Origin of the sequence: Rhizobium mongolense subsp. loessense, assembly GCF_900099775.1 — a bacterium.
Classification (GTDB): domain Bacteria; phylum Pseudomonadota; class Alphaproteobacteria; order Rhizobiales; family Rhizobiaceae; genus Rhizobium; species Rhizobium loessense.
In genome coordinates, this window is the sequence record NZ_FMTM01000002.1 from 688558 (window position 1) to 709006 (window position 20449).

Here is a 20449-nt window from a genome sequence, read left to right on the forward strand (position 1 = left end):
CATGTCTCAGACTGTCTACGATGCGTTGGTGATCGGTTCCGGCGCGGCAGGCTCCTTCGCCGCCAAGGAACTGACAGCACAAGGGCTTTCAGTGCTGCTGCTCGAGGCAGGGCGTGCCGTGACGCAAGATGACTTCGATCCCGCCCGAAAGAAGGCGCCGGCCAGCAGCATCAATATCTGGGAGCGGGCGCGCGCGACAATCAAGGGGCAACCCGTCCAAGCGCGCGCGGCCTTCTTTACTGAACGCTTCAGCCATTTTTTCGTCAACGACCGGAAGAACCCCTACACGACGCCGAAGGATGCTCCATTCCTGTGGATTCGCGGCCGTCAGGCAGGCGGACGTCTACACAGCTTCGGCCGTGTCTTGCTGCGCTGGACCGACGATGATTTCAAGATCAAGTCGCGAACCGGCAAGGGCGTTGACTGGCCCCTCTCGTACGCAGAGCTTGAACCCTATTACAGCGAGGTCGAATCCTGCCTCGGGCTCTATGGCAATAAAGACGGCGTGGAGAGTTTGCCGGACGGTGTCTATACGCATCCGGCCGAGCTGACGCCAGCCGAAGAGATCTTCAAGAGAGAGGTGGAAGGCCGTTGGCCAGAGCGGAAAGTTGTATCCTGGCGCTACATCGCCCCGGACCCAGAGCGGACCCCAAAGCCCCTTCGCGAGGCGCTTGCGACCGGCCGCCTCACGATCCGCCATGACGCCATCGTTCGCCGCATCACGACGGATGACAGGGATGGCCGGGCGACCGGCGCGGAATTCATCGACCGTCTAACGGGCAAGGTCGAGACTATCCGCGCTGCACTGGTGGTGCTTTCAGCCTCCCCGATCGAAAGCGTCCGGCTGCTTCTCAATTCGGCATCGTCGAGACATCCCGAAGGGCTGGGAAACAGCTCGGGGGCGCTCGGGCGCTATTTCATGGACCAGCTTCCCTGTCTTGCCTTCGGTTCCTTCTCGAAGGCCAAGGGCTGGGCCCACGATGCTTCTGCCCCGACCGATCCGTTCTACAACCCCTCGGGCGGAATTTTCATTCCGCGTTTCGGCAAGAAGGACGCCAGCCGCGGCGATTTCGATTTCCAAGGCAGCGTGGGCAGGGCACCGACGCCGGACGATCAGCCGTCCCGGCTTGCTTTCTTCGGCTTCGGCCGCATGCTGCCTTATGCCGACAATCGCATCATGCTCGACGCACAGCGCAAGGACGCCTGGGCGATTCCCGTCCCGCACATACGTTGCGCCATGCATGACGAGGAACATGCGCTGTTGGCGCAACAGGAAAAGACCATGATCGACCTGGTGGACACGGTCGGCGGCGAGCTTGAATTCATCGGCTCGCCCACCGGGCTCAGGGAAATGGGACGCGGCGCCTTTCCGGATGACGATCCCTTCAGCCGCTTCATGTTCCGCAAGTGGTTCCGCAAAACCATGTGCATGGGAGCAGCCATCCACGAAACCGGAGGCGCGAGAATGGGCAGCAATCCCAAAAGTTCGGTGCTCAATCCCTACAACCAGCTCTGGGACGCCCCCAACGTCCTCGTTACCGACGCCAGCGCCTTTCCCGGGAGTGGCATCGCCGGCACGACACTCACCGTCATGGCGTTGACGATCCGCGCTTGCCGGAAACTTGTCGGCCGGCACCGAACAGGTCGCATGTAGAAACACGGCTAAAGTGCACTTCTACGCCGTGGATGGATACGAACTAGAAACACTGGCGGCCAGCCGTCAATGCTGCCGCGACCCAGACGACGGAGAAGGCAACGTCGGCTCTCCAGACCAAGGACGGATCCTTCTCCATAAGATGGAGCCGTCCAGATCATGAATGGACGCCGGTCTTGAGATCCCATCAGGGGTGAGTAGCGGCCTGCGAATCTGTATCGTACGATGATACATATTGGTTGACTTTCACCAGTATCACCGTATGATACAAACATGAAGAGCAAGACGTGATCAGGTCATTTAAGGATGCCAAGACCGAAGCTGTTGCGCGCGGCAGAGCCCCGAAAGGCTTTCCTTCAAACATCGTGAGGTCGGCCGTTCGTAAATTGACAATCCTGAACAGCGCTGCTGCTCTCGACGACTTGCGTTCCCCTCCGGGAAATCGACTTGAAGCCCTTAAGGGCGATAGAGAAGGCCAACATTCGATCCGGATCAATGGCCAGTGGCGCATATGCTTCGTATGGACAGATGCCGGTATCGAAGACGTCGAAATAGTTGACTACCATTGAAGGCCAGTCGTGGCACACAGGGAGCTTGAGATGACCCATATCCTTCCGCCGGTCCATCCGGGCGAAATCCTCCGCGAGGAGTACCTACTTCCTCTGAACATGAGCGCCGGTGCACTGGCGAAAAAGCTCAATGTTCCTCGCACCCGTATCGAACGTATAGCGGCGGAGCAAACACCGATAACCACGGATACCGCTCTGCGCCTCGCCAAGTATTTCCGCACAACGCCGGAATTTTGGATGAACATGCAAACCAGCTTCAACCTTAAGACAGAGGAAATAGCGCTTCATGGCGAACTGGAGTTGATCCCGGAAATCGATAGAGCAGCATAGCCGGACGCCGCCCCGGTACGGCACATTCCAGTCGATACCTTATGCGATCTTCTTGGCCACATCACAGCAACAAGCGGTGCAGGGCTCGTGGGAGCACGATTCTGTCCGCCCCTGAGGCGACGTCCGCGCTTAAGTCTGTGAACGGCGGCATTGCGCCTCCGCTGCGGTCATTCGCGGTACAGATCGACGTTCCCGGAACCAGCCCTTCTTTTGGCGCAGGGAACAGATGAAAGGGCTCATCGAGGATAAGCGTTATGGTCGGCTATCTAGAAATGACGAGAGGATTGCCTTGACGTCGGCCGGCCGTTCGACTGGGGCCATGTGCGTTTCTCCTTCGAGAACTGCTATTTTCACACGGGGATACAGGACTGACGGGCGGGAAAAGAACTGGTCCCGACTTCCGAGGACCACCAATACATCCGGTCCCTCAGCTTCAGGCTGATGATCCCCACCCCGGTACGCCAACATGGCGTCCAGATAGCGGCAGATGGTCGCGGGCGATGAAAGCCGACCTGTGATTTTCCGAGCATTGAGGCGGATACGCAGTTTCAGCAGAAAGTTGAATCAAGGGCGTCGAAAGACAGACGAGAACTCTTGCAGCAACCGTGCAGATTGACCCGAGCGTGCAAGTTCGGCTTGCCGACGCAACCGATGTCTTCCTTCTGGTGAGAAGTCATATCCCCCGGCAACGAGGGCTAGTCTCGAAACCCGATGTTGGAACCGTGAGGCGACGTTCGCGGCGACGACGGCTCCGTATGAAACGCCAACCAGTTGGCACCGCCCGCCAAACTCGTTGTCGATGATGTCCGCGATATCGTCCGCGATGGAAGAGACGGAAACATCGCCTGGCTTGGGATCGTAACCGAGAAGGACGAAGCTTCTTCCATTGGGTAGAATCCGCCCCAGACGGCTTGCGTCCCTGCGCAGACGCGACGTCTCGGGACGCATCATGAATCCCTGGCCACCGTTGATGATGAGGATCGCGTCGAACCCTTGTCCAACTCGGGCGAAGGGAAGGCGGTCTAGGAATTTTCCTGTTTTGATTTTATACATGCTGCTCACAGTCGGGATCGTCCGGCCGCTCCTGAAATGAATTCGATGTGTTCGGGTTAGCGCGCGGCGAGCCGGCGGATAGCCGGTTCGAAGTTCACGGGAACTGGTTGCTCGACGCGTCGGTAGACCCGCCCGTCACGCGTTCGGGTCATCAAACCGAGATCAATCAGCTCGCGTCGGAGAAGTGCGTGGTCTCCGAAAAGGTGCTTTCGATGAAGTAGGTCGTTGACGTCACGCTCGGACAAATCCATCGACGCGGGGATCTGCGACCAGAGAATCCAGAGAGCCAGTATCTGATCGGAGCGTTTTGATGGCCAGCGAAGCAAGATTCGGTCTACATCGAAGCAACGGACAACCCGATCGACGAGTTTCTCTTCAACGTTCTCTGAAAAAGGAGGTGGCGCCTTTTCCTCGTCTAGGTGGCTGACATTTGATGAAGGATCCGTCGCAGCACGTAATGCCTGGAAGTTTCCATGCCCTGCAGCTTTCGCGACGATGTTGAGCATCTCAAGATGAGTAGGCAACCCCTGTTGCGCGGCCAACAGCGCTCGGAGGGATTTCGCAAATGTAGATGTATCGCTCACCTGGAGCGGAATAAGAATTCTGGACATGACCTATCCTTCGGTCGCGCCGTTCCAAACGGATCATCGGTGATCGCCCTTCCGACATGGCACGGGATGGGTGTCCATATCTCGATATGAGCAGGTTTAGCTTGTTCCGAGGAACGGCGATGCCTGGGTGAACTGCGGACCCTGTCGGCCAGATATCACCAAGGACTGAAGGATTCAAGCGCGTAGGTACAGGCAGGGTCGGATCGATGGGCGTAGCGACGTCAACATCTCCGTTAAGGCTGATGCCGGCCCCAAAGCTGCTGTTCACCAGTCTCGGCATGTTCGACGGCTGCGCGCCCCCATATCGGGTCGTTATGGCACCGGTTTAGCCGTTCAGGCGGCTAGCGTTCCTGCAATAATCGAGTGCTTCCCATCCCATTCTCAATACTTTCAGGGCATCAGGTGAGTTGAGCGAGGATATCGTCGACGACACTTGGGACGGTACCCGTTGTGTCGATATTGATGCCGATGGGAAGATATTCCCGGGTATGATGGTAGCGGAGTACCAGCGCCCGCTCGGCCGGCTCAAAGCCCGGCTCATTTGGCCGCCCATCCAATCGTCGGTTCAAGGTCTCAACGTCTATATCGAGCACGAAAACCTTGTCGAAAAGGTCCAGGAATTTGTGGAAATTGCGCGAGCCGCCACAGAAGAAGCTGACAGGATGGGTGGTGTCGGCAGCAATAGCGCGGACCTTGTCGACATGCCAGATCCAGTGGGCGTATCCCCAGACGATGCGGTCCGCTCCTTCGGGTGGTCCTGCGAGTGCCTGGCCCGTCTCGGGGTCGCCGACATAGGCCAAGGCGCGGTCACCATGGATGACATGGTAGCCCCGCCGCTCCAGTTCGGTAGCGACAGACGTTTTCCCAGTGCCGGAACCGCCTTCGATCAGATAGTTCTTGATTCCCATAGGCGCCGCTTATCATGACCTTCGATCTGGTGAGAAACACTCTACCTGGGAACGCTTCGCCAACGAAATGACGGCCCTCTCACCGCTCACATACGTTTTCCAAGCGGCCAATCTTTGACCGAGGGCCGCACTTCTCGGCGCAAATGTTCTCGGTCTGAACAATTCGACCGAGCGGCTATGCGCCTCACATCGGCCGTAAATGCCGCCGTATCGTCTTCCGGAATGCAGACGTCGATCCAAGCTACGCTTTTGACGGCAACAATGCGCCAACACCAGTGATTGGGCACTCCCAAGTGCAAGGAGCGACGACCTAACCGGTAGCAGATGATTGCGAGAGGGCTGAAAAGCGCCCCCATTTCGGTCAGCCAGACCGCGTTGACAGTTATCTGGTAGCTGCCCTTCAGTTTCAGCGTCAGGGTGGTGATGATGGTTGAGAACGGTGTGCGCCATCGTCGAGTCAAATAGGGGAGGCGTATGTGCCAGGCCCGTTGACATACCTCGAACTTCGTTATTTATACGTCGTATAAATAGTGGGATTTAGGATGATCACCGGACACGTATTTATTGCAACAAGCCTCGATGGTTTTATCGCCCGTGAAGGCGGAGAAATCGATTGGCTGCTCAAGCACGATCAAGCTGGCGAGGATCATGGCTATGACGACTTCATAAGAGATATCGACGTTATCGTAATGGGGCGGGGCACTTACGAAGCGGTTCGAAGCATGGGAGACTGGTTCTATACCCGCCCGGTACTTGTTTTGTCCGAACAGCTTGCGCAACAAGAGGTGCCCTCCGAGCTCTACGGAAAGGTGCGCTTTTCGGACAAGACCCCTGAAGAAGCGATGGCGATGCTTCAATCCGAGGGCGCGAGACGCGCCTATGTGGACGGCGGGCGCATCATTCAATCCTTCCTCCAGCTCGACATGATTAGTGACATGGTGATTACGAGGGTGCCAATCTTGCTCGGTACTGGCCGCCCTCTTTTTGGGGGTGGTCAGCGCGATGTGGCGCTTGCGCACAAAGGGACAAGGTCTTTTCCATCTGGATTGGTCCAATCCAATTATGAAGTCATCAAATGACCGCAAGAGGGCGAGGTCGGCCACCAGCCGACGGAAAGATCGTTTCGCCGGAGAGCATTCTGTCTGAGGCTTTGGGGATACTCAGGGCCGATGGTCTCGACGGTTTGACAATGCGCGCTTTGGCAACGCGTGTCGGCATCAATCCCATGACGATCTATCACCACTTCAAGGATCGGGATGGGCTGATCAAGGCGCTGGCGGAGAAGGTATACGCGGACGTCTCGGCGCCTGAAGTGGGCGATATACTCGCACGAGCCCGCAGTCTCCTTGCAGCCTATTACGCTAAGGTAGTCCTCTACCCTGCCTTGACCCTGGCAATCTTTGCCCGGCCAGCCATATTTCCTGATCACGCCAAGAGGATAACCCATGAGCTGACCAGCCTTTTGAGCGAACGCACCTACTCATCAGAGCATTCGTTGCGTTGGACGCATATACTTGTCGACTACACGCATGGTGCCGCCCTTGCTGTGGCTATCCAGAATCGAAGCATCGGGCACCAATCCTCGAATGAAGCAATGCTCTCAGACTTTGAAAGCGGAGTTGCCGCCCTACTGGAAGCATTTTGGCACTCTCTCGATCACCGGAGCGCCTAGTCTACTTTCTAAGGGCCTCAGGGTCGCGAGTTGCCTCCCTCCGATCCGTTGATGAATTGCCGCTACCGCAGTTTGGATCTTGAAAGTGGACGGATCGCACCCCGCCCAAATTGAGACGCTCGGGTCACACTGGCGAAGTATCCGCTCCTGACGCTCCCTGGGCGTTCAGATCATGGGTAGTAACGCAAACACTCCACTCGACGGCCGGAAGCCGGCATCCCGGATGACCGCCGCCGCAGGCTTATATCCGCGCGCATTCTACTATAGCATTCTAGGGCACCTCGCCCTGAAGTTCAGCCTCGTGTCTCAAACCTTGGACGCCGCCTCCTCAAGGATCGTGGCGTCAATTTGACTTCGTGCTGTGTTCCGCGTCGATCGCGCGGGTCTCACCAGTCGCCATCATGGTCCTGGTCGCGTCGATGGAAGCGTAGACCCAGAAAATTCGCATTGGTTCGCTGTCGGACGCGTTGATAAAGCGGTGCGGAACGTTGGCGGGAATCCAGGTCGTGTCATTGGTGTCGAGAGGGTGACGCACGCCGTCGATCTCCGCTATCGCCGTCCCCTCGATGACCATGACGCTCTCTTCGCAGTTGTGCTTGTGCAGTCCGATGGATGCGCCAGGATCGAACGCCGTGATACCGTTGATCATGCTTATCGAACCGCACTTGCGGGTGACAAGCGGTGTCGTTCGAGCGCCCCCGCCGCGATCATTGGTTTTCAGTTCTTTCGGTCGCAAGATTGCGGGTTTGGGTGATGCGGTCATGATCGCCTCCTACTTCGTGGCCTTTGCCGGGCCGATCCACACAGTCTTGATATTCACGAACTCGCGGATGCCGTAGACGCCGAGTTCGCGGCCGTAACCTGACCGCTTGATGCCGCCGAACGGATATCTCGGATCGGACGCCGTCATGCCGTTGATGAACACGGCTCCCGCCTCGATATCTCTCGCGAGCCGCTTGCCGCGCTCGACATCCCGGGTCCATAGCGCCGAGCCAAGACCGAATTCAGTATCGTTAGCGAGGGCGATGGCATGTTCGGCATCTCGCGCACGAATGACGGCCGCGACCGGTCCAAAGGTCTCCTCGCGGAAGGCCGTCATCTCAGGTGTTACATCGTCGAGGACCGTCGGCGGATAATAGAAACCATCCAGGTCCAGCGGCTTGCCGCCAGCCTTGAGCGTAGCGCCGCTGGCGATCGTGCGCTCGACCTGGTTATGCAGCGTGCTGAGCAGGTTCTTGCGCGCCATCGGTCCGATGTTGGTGTCGCGCTCCATTGGGTCGCCGATCTTCAGGGCTGCGACGCCCTCGCAGAACAGTTCGACGAAGCGGTCGGCGACCACCTCCTCGACGATGAACCGCTTGGCGTTCACACAGGATTGGCCGACATTGATGTATCGGGCCTTCACGGCCACCTTCGCCGCCTCTTCGAGGTCCGCGTCGGCAAGCACGATGAAGGGGTCGGAGCCACCAAGTTCAAGGACCTGCTTTTTGAGCGCCTTGCCCGACTGGCTGGCTACGATTGCGCCGACTTCCGTCGATCCGGTCAAAGTAACCGCTGCGATGCGGTCATCTTCGATGATCGCCGCGACCTTCGACGGCTCGATCAGCAGCGTGGAGAAGAGGCCTTCCGGGCAACCTGCTTCCCGCATGATCTCTTCAATCGCGAGTGCGCATTCCGGTACGTTATTGGCATGCTTTAGGATCGCGCCATTTCCGGCAGCAAAGGCTGGAGCGGCGAAACGGAAGAACTGCCAGAACGGGTAGTTCCAGGGCATTATCGCTAGGACCACACCAAGCGGATCAAAGGCGACGACGCTCTCGGTCGCGTTGGAGGGCACCACTTCGTCCGCAAGATACTCCGGAGCGTGCTCGGCATAGAAGTCGCAATTGTAGGCGCACTTCTCGATCTCCGCTTCAGCCTCAGCGATGGGCTTGCCCATCTCACGAGTTACCATCGCGGCATACTTTGCCTTCCCCGACCGCAGCGACTTGGCCATGCTGACGAGAAGTCCGACCCGCTCCTCGATCGGAACTCTCCGCCAGCGCTTTTGTGCGGATGCCGCCGACGCCAGGGCGCGGTCGATATAGGCGTCGTCATGGAGTTCGTATGTCGCGATCTGGTCGCCGTTGGCTGGATTTATCGAAGTGATCATCTGGTTTCCGTTCGCGTGAATGTCAGGGCGGTCTCAAGGCTTGGGCGAATTTCGAGGTCGGATGAGCTTGAATGCTGCCGTCGCTCCGGCGACCACCAGCAGGACTCGCGCCACGTGGTGGAGGATGACGAAGGGAATCTCGACATGGAGCGACAGGGCCATAAGGCTCATCTCGGCCAACCCGCCTGGAGAATAGGCCAGGACCAGAGCCTCGAAAGTCATGTCGGAAATCAGGGACACCAGGAAGGCCGCCGCGACGGTGATCGAGAGCAACTGTGCAGTAGACCCCACGGACAAGGCAAAGACTTTGATTACGGTCCTCGGATTGGCTTTCGCGAACCGCGCACCCACGGCCGCTCCGATGACGATCTGGGCGACACAGAGAATGACGGTCGGCACGGTGAAATCCGTCACGCCGAAGTAGTGAAGCAATCCGCTGACACTTATCGGCCCGAGCAGATAGCGCGCAGGGAACCGGGCGAAGGTGCCTAGAACCACGCCCGCCACAAGAGCCATTGCGAACCAAAGGATGTCGAGAAGGCTTAGGCTGTCGAGCCCGACCCAGTTCCCAACACCTCGACCGACGGCTTGCCCGGTAATCGCTTGGAAGATGAATGGAAGACTCATCACGACGAGAAAGATGCGCGCTGAATGGACCAGGGCCATCATACGCTCGTCGCCTCCGCGCTCGGTGCCCAGCATCACCATCTCGACGAGACCACCCGGCATGCCCGCGAAGTAAGCAGTCGTGTGGTCGAAGCCCGCGAACTTCCGGAAGTAGAGATAGGAAGCGCCGCCAGCGGTGATCAGAAAGAGGACGAGCCCGACCAGCGGGATAAGCCACTCGTCGATATGGCTGAAAAGGCCCTGGTGGAACGACGATCCGAGAATAGTCCCGATCACCGCCGTCATTGGCGGCCTCGCGAAGCCGGGAACGGAAATCGGCGCGCGCGCGATCGCCGCGACCGATGTCACGAACATCGAGCCCAGCAGCCATGGCAACGGCATGTGGAGCTCCCAAAACGCGAATGCACCAAGCGTGCCGAGCCCCAATGTCGTGGCGAAAGCCACGGTGGTCCTGACAGCGAAGCGCCGTTCCGCAACTTCATCGACCGAACTCTCGTCATCTATTGAGGGGCGTTTCAACACGTCGTAGATCCCGTCGAGGGCGCTACCCTCTGTAGTCGTCCTTCGACACGAGCAGGCCGTCGTGGTCCGCATAGGCGTACTCACCGGGCACGAACTCCACACCTCCAAAACTGACTTTCTCACCGGTCCGCCCCGCGCCGTCTTTTGAAGACTTCTTAGGCGTCGTGGCAAGGCAGAAGACTCCGACCTCCATCTGGTCAATGTCGGCGCTGTCGCGGACCGAGCCGTTGATGACGATGCCCGCCCACCCGTTATCCTTGAGGATCAGCGCGATCTGGTCGCCCAGTAGAGCGAAGCGCGTGGACCCACCACCATCGACGACCATGACCCGGCCCTCGCCAGGCTTCTGCAGCTCGGCTTTGAGAAGCGCGTTGTCCTCGAAGCACTTGACTGTGTGGATGGGGCCGCTGAACAGCCGCTTGCGGCCGAATTTGATGAATGGCAGATCGCAGAAGCGGACATCTTCGCCATGCGCATCCACGAGGTCGGCAGTCTTCATGTTCAGTCCTCAATATCCCGAGAAAACGGTCCGGAGTTCTTGGACCTGGTTAGGTGTCAAAAGCCGTGTTTTCGCCGTCCGCAGCATGACGAGGAGCTTCGCGGTCTCCTCAAGTTCCTCTGCCGCATAAACCGCCGACGTGATGTCTTTCGCGGAGACGACCGGTCCGTGGTTGGCGAGCAGGATCGCCGCATAGCGGCCGCCGAGGTCACGGATCATTTCCCCCATCTTCTCGTCGCCAGGCCGGACATAGGGCAGAAGCTTCACCTCGCCGACGCGCATGACGACGTACGGGGTGAGCGGAGGGATGCAATCGTCGGGATTCGTGTCCTCCAGGCACGACAAAGCCGTGGCGAAGGTCGAATGGAGATGGACCACCGCTCCCGTCTGGGGACGCGTTTCGTAGAATGCTCGGTGCAGGAAAACCTCCTTGGAAGGCTTGTCGCCGGAGACGTGTCGGCCATCATAGTCGAGCTTCGAAATCTTCGCCGGATCGAGGAAGCCCCAGCAGGAATTCGTCGGAGTCATCAGGATGCCGTCGTCGACGGCGGCGCTGATGTTCCCAGCGGACCCAACCGAATAGCCGCGGTCGTAAAGCGACTTCGAAAGTCGGACGATGTCCTCGCGGATTCGGCTCTCGTCCGTCATTTTCCTTCCAATCTGCCAAGCGCCTTGGAAAAGAAATCGGGTGCGCCGAAGTTGCCGGACTTGAGCGCCAGCGCGATCGGGTGACTCCCGCCTGAGACGACAACCGGGACCCCGGGATCGATCTCCGGACCGATCGCCAGCGCGCCGAGATCAAGCGCGGATACCACCGCGCCCGAGGTTTCGCCGCCCGCGACCACAAGTCGCCGCACGCCCCTGGTGACGAGTTCCCGTGCGGTGTCCGCAAAAAGCTTGTCGAGGGTGTGTGCCACCTTGTCCCTTCCGTAACGCTCCTGGAGCCTCGACACTTCATCGGGTGATCCCGACGAATAGGCGAGCGGCTTCTTTCCATGGTTGGCTACAATGAACTCGACGACGTCTCTCGAAGTGGTGTCCCCCGCCATGACTTTGTCGACGTCGATCGCGAGCGTGGGATGATTGACCTTGTGGAGGTCCACCTGGCCGCGGGTGGCTCCGGAGCAAGACCCGGCCAGGATCGCCTCCGGGCCAGAAACCGAAGACGTCATCGCGCTGCTCCCCTTTGCGAGACCGCGAGCAATGAAATTCCGTGGAAGTCCGATGGCGATCCCAGAGCCACCTGTCACCAACGGTGCCTCGGAGAGCGCTTCCCCGATCGCGATGAGATCGGCGTCCGAGACGGCATCGACGATGACAAGCGTGTCGCCCGCGGTCGCGGCACGCTTGAGGTCTTCTCTGACGGCAGTCGCGCCTTGGGTGACCTTGTTCCACGCGACATGACCGACGGCGGATTTCGTTTGCAACTTGAGCCAGCGCCTTAGGTCGGCGTCGGTCATCGGATTAAGCGGGTGGTGCTCAAGTCCTGACTCGTTCAGCAGGCGATCCTTCACGAAGAGATGGCCCTGGTAGATAGTACGGCCAGCGCCAGGGAATGCCGAGCAGGCAACGACGCCCTTGACTCTGAGGGCATCTGCCAGCGCCTCGCCGACGGGACCGATATTGCCCTCCGGCGTCGAGTCGAAAGTGGAGCAGTATTTGAAGACGATCTGTGAACACCCTTGCGCCTGCAGCCACTCTAGCGCCGCGAGGGACTGTTCGATGGCCTCGGTCGCCGGGATCGATCGGGACTTGAGAGCGATGACGCCCCCTTCGATGTCGGAAGGCGCTGGCCCCTTGGGCACGCCGAGGAATTGAGCCGTCCTGAGGCCGCCTTCTCCGGCGATGCCCTTGGCGATGGTGTTGGCGATGTCGCTCGCCCCGGTGAAATCGTCCGCTATGACGCCCAGCAGCATTATCGCGCTCCTTCCACAACGAGCCGCCGCAGCTTCTGCACCGCGGCCTTGGGACTAGAGAAAACAGGAATGTCGGTCACCCGCCGGACATCATCAAGCGCCCGGGCAGTCGAAAAGTGAGCCAATACGATCGCGTCATATCCCGAGAGCTTCGACGCCGCTTGGGACACAAGCCGATTGTGGGTCTCAGCATCGCCGACACGCACAGCATCGATCGCATGCTGGACGAGAAAGCTGTCCATCCTGGCTGTGGACTTCATGGTGGCAGCCTGCTCCCGGAACTCCTCCTCCATGCCGAGCCCGGCAGCAGGGAAGGTATAGAGCATCGCCACGCGCCCGCCCGCTTCGATCGCGGCCTCAAACATGGCCTCGTTCGGCTTTAGCACCGGAATGTCTACCGTCCCGGCCGCATGTTCGATGGCGGTTCCGAATGCCGAGCATGTGAAAAGGACGGCGTCGCTGCCGATCGAGCAGGCATAATGCGTGAGTGCGGTGATGCGGCTCGTCAGTTCCGGCGTGATGTCGGCGGCCTTGGCCCGATCGGGCGACAGGCTGTCTTCGAGGATGTTCACCGCGTCGACATCGGGCCAGGACGCTGCGAGTTCCTGCCGTATGGGATCGACCGCGATCGTCGTCGCGTGAATGAGTGCAATTCTGGGCATGGCGGTCATCGGATGTTGAAGGAATGGTGGCCGTCGGGGAGGAGGATCGACGGCCACCAGTGCTGCGGGCGACTACTTGCCCGCGAAAACCCAGACGCTCTCCTTGGGGATCGTCGCCCAGACCTTGCCGGACGCCATCTGCCGGGACCCATGCGCCCTGGCGACGAAGTCTCCGCGGCTCAGGCGGTATTCCCACTTGTCGCCGAGGTAGATGCTGTCGTCGAGGTTCATCTCGACCGCGTCTGCAACGGGTGCCTCGGTCACGTTGATCTGCTCGACGCGAATGACCGCGCGGGCCTCCTGCGAACTACCGACCCCACCTTGCTCGCGGACGAAACCATCGAGGCTCCAGCCTTCGCCGCCGATCTTGGCGTAGCCGCCTTCGACCGACTGGACCTTACCGTTGATGATGTTGTTCGCGCCAAGGAAGTCCGCCGAATAGAAGCTGTTCGGGTTGGAGTAGATGTCCTGCGGCGCACCCTGTTGGACGATCCGGCCGTCCTGGAGAAGCAGGATGTTGTCTGCCGCCGCCAGCGCTTCGCCCTGATCGTGGGTGACCAGGATCGCGCAGATTTCGAGCTCGAGGATGAGCTTGCGAATCCAGTAGCGAGCCTCTTCTCGTAGCTTGGCGTCGAGGTTCGAGAGCGGCTCATCGAGAAGGAGTACACGGGGTTCGTAGACGAGCGCACGGCAGATGGCGACACGCTGCTGCTGTCCACCGCTGAGCTGAGACGGATACCGTTCGGCGAGATGGTCAAGTCCCATCTTGTCGAGGATCGCCTGGACCCTTGAGGCGATCTGCGCGGATGAAACGTTGCGAAGCTTGAGACCGTAACCGACGTTCTCGGCGACCGTGCGGTGTGGCCAGAGGGCGTACGACTGGAATACCAGGCCGATGTTGCGTTGTTCGGGCGGCAGCGCCAGTTTTTGGTTCCCGTCGAGCACCGTCTTGCCGCCGATCACGATCTGGCCAACTTCCGGAGTTTCGAGTCCCGCGATGCATCGAAGGAGCGTCGTCTTGCCGCTTCCCGACGCGCCGAGCAGAGCGACGATCGATCCGCGCTTGGCCTCGAAAGAAGCGCCTTTGAGGATTTGCAGGCCGCCGAGCCACTTCTCGACGTCTTTGACAATGAGTTCAGTCATGGATTTTCGCTCCCAGACGCAGGGCGAGCGCGAGGCCAGCACCTGTCAGAACAACCGAGATGAGGGACAGCGCGGCGATGGTGTTCAGCGCGCCCGTTTGAAGCAGGGACACCATCAGCGAACCGATAACTTCGGTTCCGGCTCCCATGAGGTAGACACCCGTCGCGTATTCGCGAAGGAAGATGATCATGATCAGCGCCCATGCTCCGGCAAGGCCGGGACGAACGATCGGGATCACGACGTCCTTCCAAGTCTGGCCGATTGTCGCACCCGTCGTGCGGGCAGACTCTTCGAGTTCCGGAGCGACCTGGATCAGCGTGCCTTGGATCAAGCGCAGGCCATAGGACAGACCTACGACAACATAGGCGATGAACAATGAGAACAGTGTCGGCCGCAGGAAGGTCAGGAACGGGACGAACAGGAAGACCCAGAAGAAGGCGAGACCGATGACAAGGCCTGGCAAAGCCCGCGGAAGCAGCACGATGTAGTCGAGCAGCGTGTTCGAAGCGCCCCAGTTCCGGTGTCCGGCGAGGCCGACCACGAGATAGATGAACACCGCCACCGCGCCCCCGACAACTGCCAGAATGATGGTGTTGATGATGCCGCGGAACAGACTTGGGACCTCGGTGAGGTGGTCGAAGTTGGAGAGGGTAAGGTGGTCGAAGAGATTGACCCCTTCGCCCCAGGCATCGACGAACGCGCGGACCGTGATACCGCCAATCGGCAGGACGACAGACACGAACAGCCAGAGGGCGATCGCAGACAGAGCGATGACCTGTCCTGTGGTGCCGAGCTTGAGGGATGAAACCCGCGCCCCCTTGCCGCCCATCGCCGCATAACGCCGGGCATTCTTGAGAAGTTTGCGCTGGAACCAGACGAGAGGCAACGTGATTAGGATCAAGACCACCGCGACGACGGCCATCAACTGGTAGGTCGGGGTGCCGAACAGGGTGGTAAGCTTGTATATGTAGGTGGTGAGAACCATCGTGCCGGACGGGTCGCCGAGAACGAGCGGAATGCCGAATGTCTCGAAGCCGAGCAGCACATTAAGCGCCGCCGCGAAGATCAGCGCCGGAAGCACCATCGGCAGCGTGACGTCGCGTGACACGCGCCAGACGGAGGCACCTGACGTCCGCGCCGCCTCCTCGAGGTCGGACGGAAGGTTCTTCATCGCCGCGGAAACGTATAGATAGACATGTGGCACATGGCTGAGTGCCGCGATGACGATCATGCCGGGCAAACTATAGAGATTCCAGGGAACGAAGCCCAGGACGTCGCGGACCGCGAGCGACAGAAAGCCGACCGGTCCGACCGACACCGTGTAGCCGAAGGCCAGCACGATTGACGAGATGAACATGGGGACGAGAACGAGGACTTCGAGCAAGCGCTTGTAGCGGATATCGGTCCTGGTCAGCAGAAATGCGAGCATGCCTCCCAGGGGCACGGCAATCGCTACCATGCCGAACGAAAAGACGGCGGTCGTTCCGACAGCGCGGTAAAATGTCTTGTCTGTGAAGACATATTGGAACGCATCGAGTCCGAAACGCGCGCGCGGGCTGAAGAACGCGCCAGTCAGGAAGCTCTGATAGATGATCAGGCCAACGGGTGCCAGGACGGCGATTGCCAGAAGCCCGATGACGATGGTGCGAAACAGGTTCGCATTGCCAACGCGTGGCATTCTTGCTGGATATTTCTTGGCCGCCTGCGCCGTGCTCATAGCGAGCGCGACCGGAGCATGGACATTTGTAGACATCGAAGCCTCTCGCGAATGATCGTGGAGGCTACGGCGCGGTTCGATACGCGCCGTAGCTGTTGCCGGATCAGCGGCCGAGCGCAGTCTTCCAATCGTTGAGGAACTGGACGCGCTTCATCTGGTCCATGTATTCGACAACGCCTTCGTCGACCGCAATCGGCTTGAGGCCGCCACCAACGAAGGTGTTGAGCGTCTCGATGTTAAGGCCAGCCGTCACGTCCTTGCGGACTGACGGAAGACCGCCCTCGGCCAGAGCGTCCTGGCCTTCCTTTGAAAGCAGGAAGTCAACGAACAGGCGAGCCGCGTTCGGATGCGGAGCGCCTTTCGAGATCAAGGCAAGACGCGAAAAGGCGGGCGTGTAGTCGGTCGCGAAATGGACGCCGAGGTTCGGGCTTTCCTTGACCCAATCGATCGCATAGGAGCCGATCACGTTGATCGCCAGCACGTTCTCACCAGAGACGACGGTCTCCTTCATGGAACCCGAGCTCGAGTAGATTTTCGCGCCGTCGCTGCCGAGTGCTTTGGCCAGGTCCCAGAAGTCCTTGCGCTCACGCGCGTCGTTCGAATGGTGGAGGAAGCCTGAACCGGACTTCTCCGGATCAAATGTTGCGACCTTTCCCTGGAGCTCCGCTTTGTTGTTGTTGAGGAACTTGATCATGTCGGCATAGGTCTTGGGAAGGCGATCCTTGCTCAGAGCCTTGGTGTTGTAGATCGCGCCGATCGGTTCGATCGTGGTGCCGTAGAGGATGTTTTTATAGGCAGCCCATGACGGAATGTTTGCTGCCTCAGGTGAGGCATACTCTTCCGCATAGCCCTCGAGCACGAGCGTCATCTGCAGGTCCATCGCCGAGCTCCAGACGACATCGGCCGTGACCTGGCTCGCAGCCGCCTCAGAGATCACCTGGTTGTAGGAACCGTTGGTGCCGAGGTCGTTGTAGGCGATCTTGATGCCGTACTTCTTGGTGAAGGCGTCCTGCAGCTTCTGGGACTGCTCGGCGTCGGTCGACGTGTAGACGGAGACGCTTCGTTCGGCCTTAGCGGCTTCGATCAGCTTGGCATAATCCTCGGGGTAGCCAGCGGGCACGTCCTGCGCCCAACTGGTAGTGGCGAACGCTGCCACTGCGACGATCGCGGCGGTCCCCGAAAGAAAGGCCCGGCGTTTGGTCTCGGTATCGATCATTTCTCTTCTCCCATGGTTCGCCCGCAAAGCTCCTCCGGGCGGATTCCCCGAGGCCAACTATTGACCTCGAAACTAGATAAATCGTGTTGAGAACAGCTCGCCGATTGCTTTTTTTATTCCACAAAAGCAATCGACAGTTTCGTAATCAGGCGACGGCTGCCTTCTTGGAAGCCCCATTGTTACGGATCGCCTTAGCGACCTGCGCGCCGAACGCGTCCGTGTTCATCGAGCCGCCGAGGTCGCGTGTCCGGGATGCCGAATTGGCGAGAACTTCGTCGACAGCACGCTCGATCTCGGCACCGGCCGCTTCGAAGTTGGCGAGCTTGCGCCGCTCGCCGAGCCAGCTCAGCATCATGGCTGCGGACAGGATCAGCGATGTCGGATTTGCGACATTCTGGTTCTCTATATCGGGAGCCGAACCGTGCTGGGCCTGGGCGCAGACAAGCCCCGTCTGCGAGTTGGCGTTGATGGAGCCGGCGAGACCGAGGCTGCCCGAAAGCTCGCTCGCGAGATCGGAGATGATGTCGGCATAGAAGTTGGTGGTGACGATCACGTCGAAGCGGCTTGGGTTACGCACCAGGTGCGCCGCCATCGCATCAATGATGAAGTCGTTGACCTTCACCTCGGGGAATTCCTCGGCCACCTTGCGGAACTGCTGGAGAAAGAGACCGTCGGTCAGGATGAAATTGTTGGCCTTGTGGACCGCAGTGACTTGCTTGTTGCGCTTCATTGCGAGAACGAAGGCTTCGCGGCATATGCGCTCGCAGGCATGGGCCGTTATCTTGCGCATCGAAATAGCGATATCGGGAGTGGGCATGAACTCGCCGCTGCCCGCAAACATGTTTCGGTCGGGGTAGAAGCCCTCGGTCGCCTCGCGCATGATCACGAGGTCCATCTTCTTGCCGCCGTTGTCGAGGAAGTCCCGCGAGCGAGCCGGGCGGACGTTGGCGTAGAGATCGAGCTTGACGCGAAAGCCAGCCGAGACGTTGACGCCGCCCTTGTCGCGGGCAGGATAGTCCATATGGGACTGCGGTCCGAGGATAATGCCGTCGTAACTCTTCGCCCGCTCGATCGTGTCGTCGCGAAGCGTCGTTCCGTGCTTCTTGAGGCTTGTGAAGCCGGTGTCTTCGAAATCGTAGCTGATGCCGAGGCCGAACGCGCTGTCGGCGGCCTTCAGAACCTCCATGGTCGCGGCTGTGATTTCCGGACCGATGCCGTCACACGGCGTTACCATAAACTTCATTGAGTGATCTCCCAAAACGGAGCGAGTTTTCCTCGCCCATCAACGTCGCGGGGTCACTATTGGCTTTTATTGCACTAAAATGCAATCCTAAAAATTCTCCGTCATGTTTTTTCTTCCGCTGCATGCGACCATGACCATGCGACGGGCGACTTTTTGCTGAGCGCGCCGCCGAGGTGTCTGCGCATCGCGTAGGATGCCTCGACGATCTCACCCCGTTCTAGAAGATCAAGGATCACAAGGTGTTCTTCGCACTGTCGGACTGTCCGGCTCCTGTCGACGCGCGAGCGATATTCCAGGAGCCGACGCATCCGGTTCACCCGGACCAACGACATGTGGAAGAAGGGATTGTTCGACATCTTGATGAGCTCTTCATGGAAGAGCGCGCCGTTGTGGAGCAAGCGTTCTGCCGGGAGCTTCTCGATATCTGTGTCGAGCATTCGTTGCTGAATGCGACGTTGCTCTTCGATGATAGTACGATCGAGCTTGAATTCCGGTTCCAGCATCGCGGCCGGCTCGATCAGCATGCGAAACCGGTAAATCTGCTCGAAGGCCTCTGGCGTTTTCGCCACCGGAAGGAACCTCCAGCCGTAACCTTGCTTTCGCTCGGCCCACCCTTCGCGGACAGCGCGCATTAGGATGTCGCCGAGCTGCGCCTTTGTGAGGTCGTACCGTTCGCGGAGCATCATTTCGGTAACTTCGCCCGGGATGCGGTCTTTCAACCAGTCCTCTGCGAGCTGCTGGTACTCGTTGGCGATCTCGAACGGCTTCGCTTCATCGCTGACAGGCTCGACGACAAGCTCGGAGGCGCCGTCCTTGACGAAAAAGCCCCGATTCTCGATTTGCTCGAGGACGCCCTGTTCGGCCAAGGTCACCAACGCCTCCCGTACGGGCGAACGAGAGACTCCGAACCGATCGGCCAGCGCTTGCGTCCTCACTGGCTGGCCCGGTTCCAATTCGCCTGCTGTGATGAGAAGGGAGATTTCGTTCGCGATATTCTGCGCAAGCGCCCGTACTGCCATGGTCGATCGGTCCCACATTTCAAGCGCACCTGCGATGCGCCCCAACGTCCCTATAGCTCAAACCTGGGCAGATGCGAACTGAATTGCACGAGAATTCGATCAAAAACCAATTCAGCTTTTCATCGCGACGATGAAAAGTCGGGGAAAAGCCAGCAAGACGGTGCCGTCCCGTTGCACCGGATAATGTTCGGCGATGATGGACTCGTAGAGGTCGAGGAACGCGTCCCGCTCCTCGTTCACCAAGCGCGCGAGGAAAGGTTTCAATCCCGTGCTCTTGAACCATTCGACGATGCCGTCGATGCCTTTCAGTGGATGGTTGTAAATCGTCTTCCAGACGTCCACGTGATCGAAATGGGGCATCAGGGCGTCGTAGTATTCGGCTGGCGTCATGATCTCGGTCCGCTCGCCGGCGGCGTCTTTGAGCCTCGTCTTCCATCGCGAGTCTTCAGCCGCCTTCCTCATCCCCACATGCGACGGCTCCATCAGATTGTCCGGCACCTGAATTGCAAGCGTTCCACCACTTGCGAGGCCCTCCGCCAGCCGAGGAAGCAAGGCGCGGTGGTCGGGGAGCCATTGCAAAACTGCGTTAGCGAATATCAGATCGTATTCGGGCGCAGACTGCCAGCTCGCGATATCGGCGACGTCGAATTTGGGTCGGGGAAGCCGCTCTCGAGCGCTCACTATCATCTCCTGCGAAGAATCGATGCCGCTGACATCTGCCTCGGGCCAACGGTGGATGAGCAGCTCGGTTGAGTTGCCGGGACCGCATCCCAAGTCGACTGCTCGCCTGACTTCCACGGTCGGAACGGCTGCGAGAAGATCGCGGGCTGGCCGAGTCCGCTGGTCTGCAAATTTGAGATACTGCGTCGGCGACCATTTTCCCGTCATGTCTAATCCTTGTTGACAACAAACCATTTTTGCTTTTTTAGCAATAAA

21 protein-coding genes are annotated in these 20449 nt (G+C 59.3%); 5 read left to right on the plus strand and 16 right to left on the minus strand.

The window, feature by feature from the left end; all coding sequences use genetic code 11:
• The first annotated feature begins 1 nt into the window (after position 1).
• From BLP23_RS10900 to BLP23_RS10910, 3 genes are all read left to right on the plus strand, one after another.
• Positions 2–1654 (plus strand): GMC oxidoreductase, encoded by a 1653-nt coding sequence (locus BLP23_RS10900; protein WP_092584869.1) that lies wholly within the window; start codon positions 2–4, stop codon positions 1652–1654.
• 287 nt (positions 1655–1941) lie between these two features.
• Entirely contained in the window at positions 1942–2223 is a 282-nt protein-coding gene (locus BLP23_RS10905; RefSeq protein WP_092584870.1) for a type II toxin-antitoxin system RelE/ParE family toxin, read from the plus strand.
• 30 nt (positions 2224–2253) lie between these two features.
• A complete protein-coding gene (locus BLP23_RS10910; RefSeq protein WP_058328813.1) occupies positions 2254–2553 on the plus strand; it encodes a HigA family addiction module antitoxin in 300 nt (99 codons plus the stop codon).
• Between the two features lie 564 nt (positions 2554–3117).
• On the opposite strand, the gene BLP23_RS35235 is transcribed toward BLP23_RS10910, so the two are convergent.
• From BLP23_RS35235 to BLP23_RS10925, 3 genes are all read right to left on the minus strand, one after another.
• Positions 3118–3606, minus strand: coding sequence for an alpha/beta fold hydrolase (locus BLP23_RS35235; protein WP_092584871.1), 489 nt, complete (start codon positions 3604–3606; stop codon positions 3118–3120).
• Positions 3607–3662: 56 nt separating this feature from the next.
• Positions 3663–4217 carry a DUF2087 domain-containing protein gene (locus tag BLP23_RS10920; RefSeq protein ID WP_092584872.1) on the minus strand — a complete coding sequence of 185 codons (555 nt, stop codon included), beginning with the start codon at positions 4215–4217 and terminating at the stop codon, positions 3663–3665.
• Between the two features lie 398 nt (positions 4218–4615).
• Positions 4616–5125 (minus strand): DEAD/DEAH box helicase family protein, encoded by a 510-nt coding sequence (locus BLP23_RS10925; RefSeq protein ID WP_092584873.1) that lies wholly within the window; start codon positions 5123–5125, stop codon positions 4616–4618.
• A gap of 542 nt (positions 5126–5667) precedes the next feature.
• Between BLP23_RS10925 and BLP23_RS10930 the strand changes: the two genes are divergently transcribed.
• A complete protein-coding gene (locus tag BLP23_RS10930) occupies positions 5668–6204 on the plus strand; it encodes a dihydrofolate reductase family protein (RefSeq protein WP_092584874.1) in 537 nt (178 codons plus the stop codon).
• Complete coding sequence (locus BLP23_RS10935; protein WP_092584875.1) at positions 6201–6797, plus strand: TetR/AcrR family transcriptional regulator; 597 nt, start codon at positions 6201–6203, stop codon at positions 6795–6797. The genes BLP23_RS10930 and BLP23_RS10935 overlap by 4 nt, the downstream gene beginning before the upstream one ends.
• Before the next feature lie 343 nt (positions 6798–7140).
• Here BLP23_RS10935 and BLP23_RS10940 read toward each other — a convergent pair whose 3' ends face one another.
• The 13 genes from BLP23_RS10940 to tam form a co-directional block, all read right to left on the minus strand.
• Positions 7141–7560: a cupin domain-containing protein gene (locus BLP23_RS10940; protein WP_092584876.1), complete on the minus strand. Its 420-nt coding sequence runs from the start codon at positions 7558–7560 to the stop codon at positions 7141–7143.
• 9 nt (positions 7561–7569) lie between these two features.
• On the minus strand, positions 7570–8949 hold the full coding sequence (locus BLP23_RS10945) for an NAD-dependent succinate-semialdehyde dehydrogenase (RefSeq protein WP_092584877.1): 1380 nt from the start codon (positions 8947–8949) through the stop codon (positions 7570–7572).
• Between the two features lie 33 nt (positions 8950–8982).
• Positions 8983–10098, minus strand: coding sequence for an AbrB family transcriptional regulator (locus BLP23_RS10950; RefSeq protein WP_167363869.1), 1116 nt, complete (start codon positions 10096–10098; stop codon positions 8983–8985).
• A 22-nt stretch (positions 10099–10120) separates the two neighbouring features.
• Positions 10121–10597 carry a ribonuclease E activity regulator RraA gene (gene rraA, locus BLP23_RS10955; RefSeq protein WP_092584879.1) on the minus strand — a complete coding sequence of 159 codons (477 nt, stop codon included), beginning with the start codon at positions 10595–10597 and terminating at the stop codon, positions 10121–10123.
• Positions 10598–10606: 9 nt separating this feature from the next.
• Positions 10607–11245: a 3-oxo-tetronate 4-phosphate decarboxylase gene (gene otnC / locus BLP23_RS10960; RefSeq protein ID WP_092584880.1), complete on the minus strand. Its 639-nt coding sequence runs from the start codon at positions 11243–11245 to the stop codon at positions 10607–10609.
• Positions 11242–12513: a 3-oxo-tetronate kinase gene (gene otnK, locus BLP23_RS10965; protein WP_092584881.1), complete on the minus strand. Its 1272-nt coding sequence runs from the start codon at positions 12511–12513 to the stop codon at positions 11242–11244. The genes otnC and otnK overlap by 4 nt, the downstream gene beginning before the upstream one ends.
• A complete protein-coding gene (locus BLP23_RS10970; protein WP_233426668.1) occupies positions 12513–13175 on the minus strand; it encodes an aspartate/glutamate racemase family protein in 663 nt (220 codons plus the stop codon). The genes otnK and BLP23_RS10970 overlap by 1 nt, the downstream gene beginning before the upstream one ends.
• Before the next feature lie 72 nt (positions 13176–13247).
• Complete coding sequence (locus tag BLP23_RS10975) at positions 13248–14318, minus strand: ABC transporter ATP-binding protein (RefSeq protein WP_092584883.1); 1071 nt, start codon at positions 14316–14318, stop codon at positions 13248–13250.
• Positions 14311–16071 (minus strand): ABC transporter permease, encoded by a 1761-nt coding sequence (locus BLP23_RS10980; protein ID WP_092584884.1) that lies wholly within the window; start codon positions 16069–16071, stop codon positions 14311–14313. Before BLP23_RS10980 ends, BLP23_RS10975 begins: the two co-directional genes overlap by 8 nt.
• A 67-nt stretch (positions 16072–16138) precedes the next feature.
• Positions 16139–17251, minus strand: coding sequence for an ABC transporter substrate-binding protein (locus BLP23_RS10985; RefSeq protein WP_092584885.1), 1113 nt, complete (start codon positions 17249–17251; stop codon positions 16139–16141).
• Between the two features lie 145 nt (positions 17252–17396).
• Entirely contained in the window at positions 17397–18494 is a 1098-nt protein-coding gene (locus BLP23_RS10990; protein WP_092584886.1) for an isocitrate/isopropylmalate dehydrogenase family protein, read from the minus strand.
• Between the two features lie 101 nt (positions 18495–18595).
• Positions 18596–19513, minus strand: a complete 918-nt coding sequence (locus tag BLP23_RS10995) for a GntR family transcriptional regulator (RefSeq protein ID WP_092584887.1) — start codon at positions 19511–19513, stop codon at positions 18596–18598.
• A 111-nt stretch (positions 19514–19624) separates the two neighbouring features.
• Positions 19625–20401 carry a trans-aconitate 2-methyltransferase gene (gene tam / locus BLP23_RS11000; protein ID WP_092584888.1) on the minus strand — a complete coding sequence of 259 codons (777 nt, stop codon included), beginning with the start codon at positions 20399–20401 and terminating at the stop codon, positions 19625–19627.
• Positions 20402–20449: the final 48 nt, after the last annotated feature.

Excerpts from the sequence above, each read along its gene's own strand:
- BLP23_RS10900 (WP_092584869.1), top strand. The coding sequence starts at position 2 with ATGTCTCAGACTGTCTACGATGCGTTGGTGATCGGTTCCGGCGCGGCA.
- BLP23_RS10910 (WP_058328813.1), top strand. The coding sequence starts at position 2,254 with ATGACCCATATCCTTCCGCCGGTCCATCCGGGCGAAATCCTCCGCGAG.
- BLP23_RS35235 (WP_092584871.1), bottom strand. The coding sequence starts at position 3,606 with ATGTATAAAATCAAAACAGGAAAATTCCTAGACCGCCTTCCCTTCGCC.
- BLP23_RS10920 (WP_092584872.1), bottom strand. The coding sequence starts at position 4,217 with ATGTCCAGAATTCTTATTCCGCTCCAGGTGAGCGATACATCTACATTT.
- BLP23_RS10925 (WP_092584873.1), bottom strand. The coding sequence starts at position 5,125 with ATGGGAATCAAGAACTATCTGATCGAAGGCGGTTCCGGCACTGGGAAA.
- BLP23_RS10930 (WP_092584874.1), top strand. The coding sequence starts at position 5,668 with ATGATCACCGGACACGTATTTATTGCAACAAGCCTCGATGGTTTTATC.
- BLP23_RS10935 (WP_092584875.1), top strand. The coding sequence starts at position 6,201 with ATGACCGCAAGAGGGCGAGGTCGGCCACCAGCCGACGGAAAGATCGTT.
- BLP23_RS10940 (WP_092584876.1), bottom strand. The coding sequence starts at position 7,560 with ATGACCGCATCACCCAAACCCGCAATCTTGCGACCGAAAGAACTGAAA.
- BLP23_RS10945 (WP_092584877.1), bottom strand. The coding sequence starts at position 8,949 with ATGATCACTTCGATAAATCCAGCCAACGGCGACCAGATCGCGACATAC.
- rraA (WP_092584879.1), bottom strand. The coding sequence starts at position 10,597 with ATGAAGACTGCCGACCTCGTGGATGCGCATGGCGAAGATGTCCGCTTC.
- otnC (WP_092584880.1), bottom strand. The coding sequence starts at position 11,245 with ATGACGGACGAGAGCCGAATCCGCGAGGACATCGTCCGACTTTCGAAG.
- otnK (WP_092584881.1), bottom strand. The coding sequence starts at position 12,513 with ATGCTGCTGGGCGTCATAGCGGACGATTTCACCGGGGCGAGCGACATC.
- BLP23_RS10970 (WP_233426668.1), bottom strand. The coding sequence starts at position 13,175 with ATGCCCAGAATTGCACTCATTCACGCGACGACGATCGCGGTCGATCCC.
- BLP23_RS10975 (WP_092584883.1), bottom strand. The coding sequence starts at position 14,318 with ATGACTGAACTCATTGTCAAAGACGTCGAGAAGTGGCTCGGCGGCCTG.
- BLP23_RS10980 (WP_092584884.1), bottom strand. The coding sequence starts at position 16,071 with ATGTCTACAAATGTCCATGCTCCGGTCGCGCTCGCTATGAGCACGGCG.
- BLP23_RS10985 (WP_092584885.1), bottom strand. The coding sequence starts at position 17,251 with ATGATCGATACCGAGACCAAACGCCGGGCCTTTCTTTCGGGGACCGCC.
- BLP23_RS10990 (WP_092584886.1), bottom strand. The coding sequence starts at position 18,494 with ATGAAGTTTATGGTAACGCCGTGTGACGGCATCGGTCCGGAAATCACA.
- BLP23_RS10995 (WP_092584887.1), bottom strand. The coding sequence starts at position 19,513 with ATGGCAGTACGGGCGCTTGCGCAGAATATCGCGAACGAAATCTCCCTT.
- tam (WP_092584888.1), bottom strand. The coding sequence starts at position 20,401 with ATGACGGGAAAATGGTCGCCGACGCAGTATCTCAAATTTGCAGACCAG.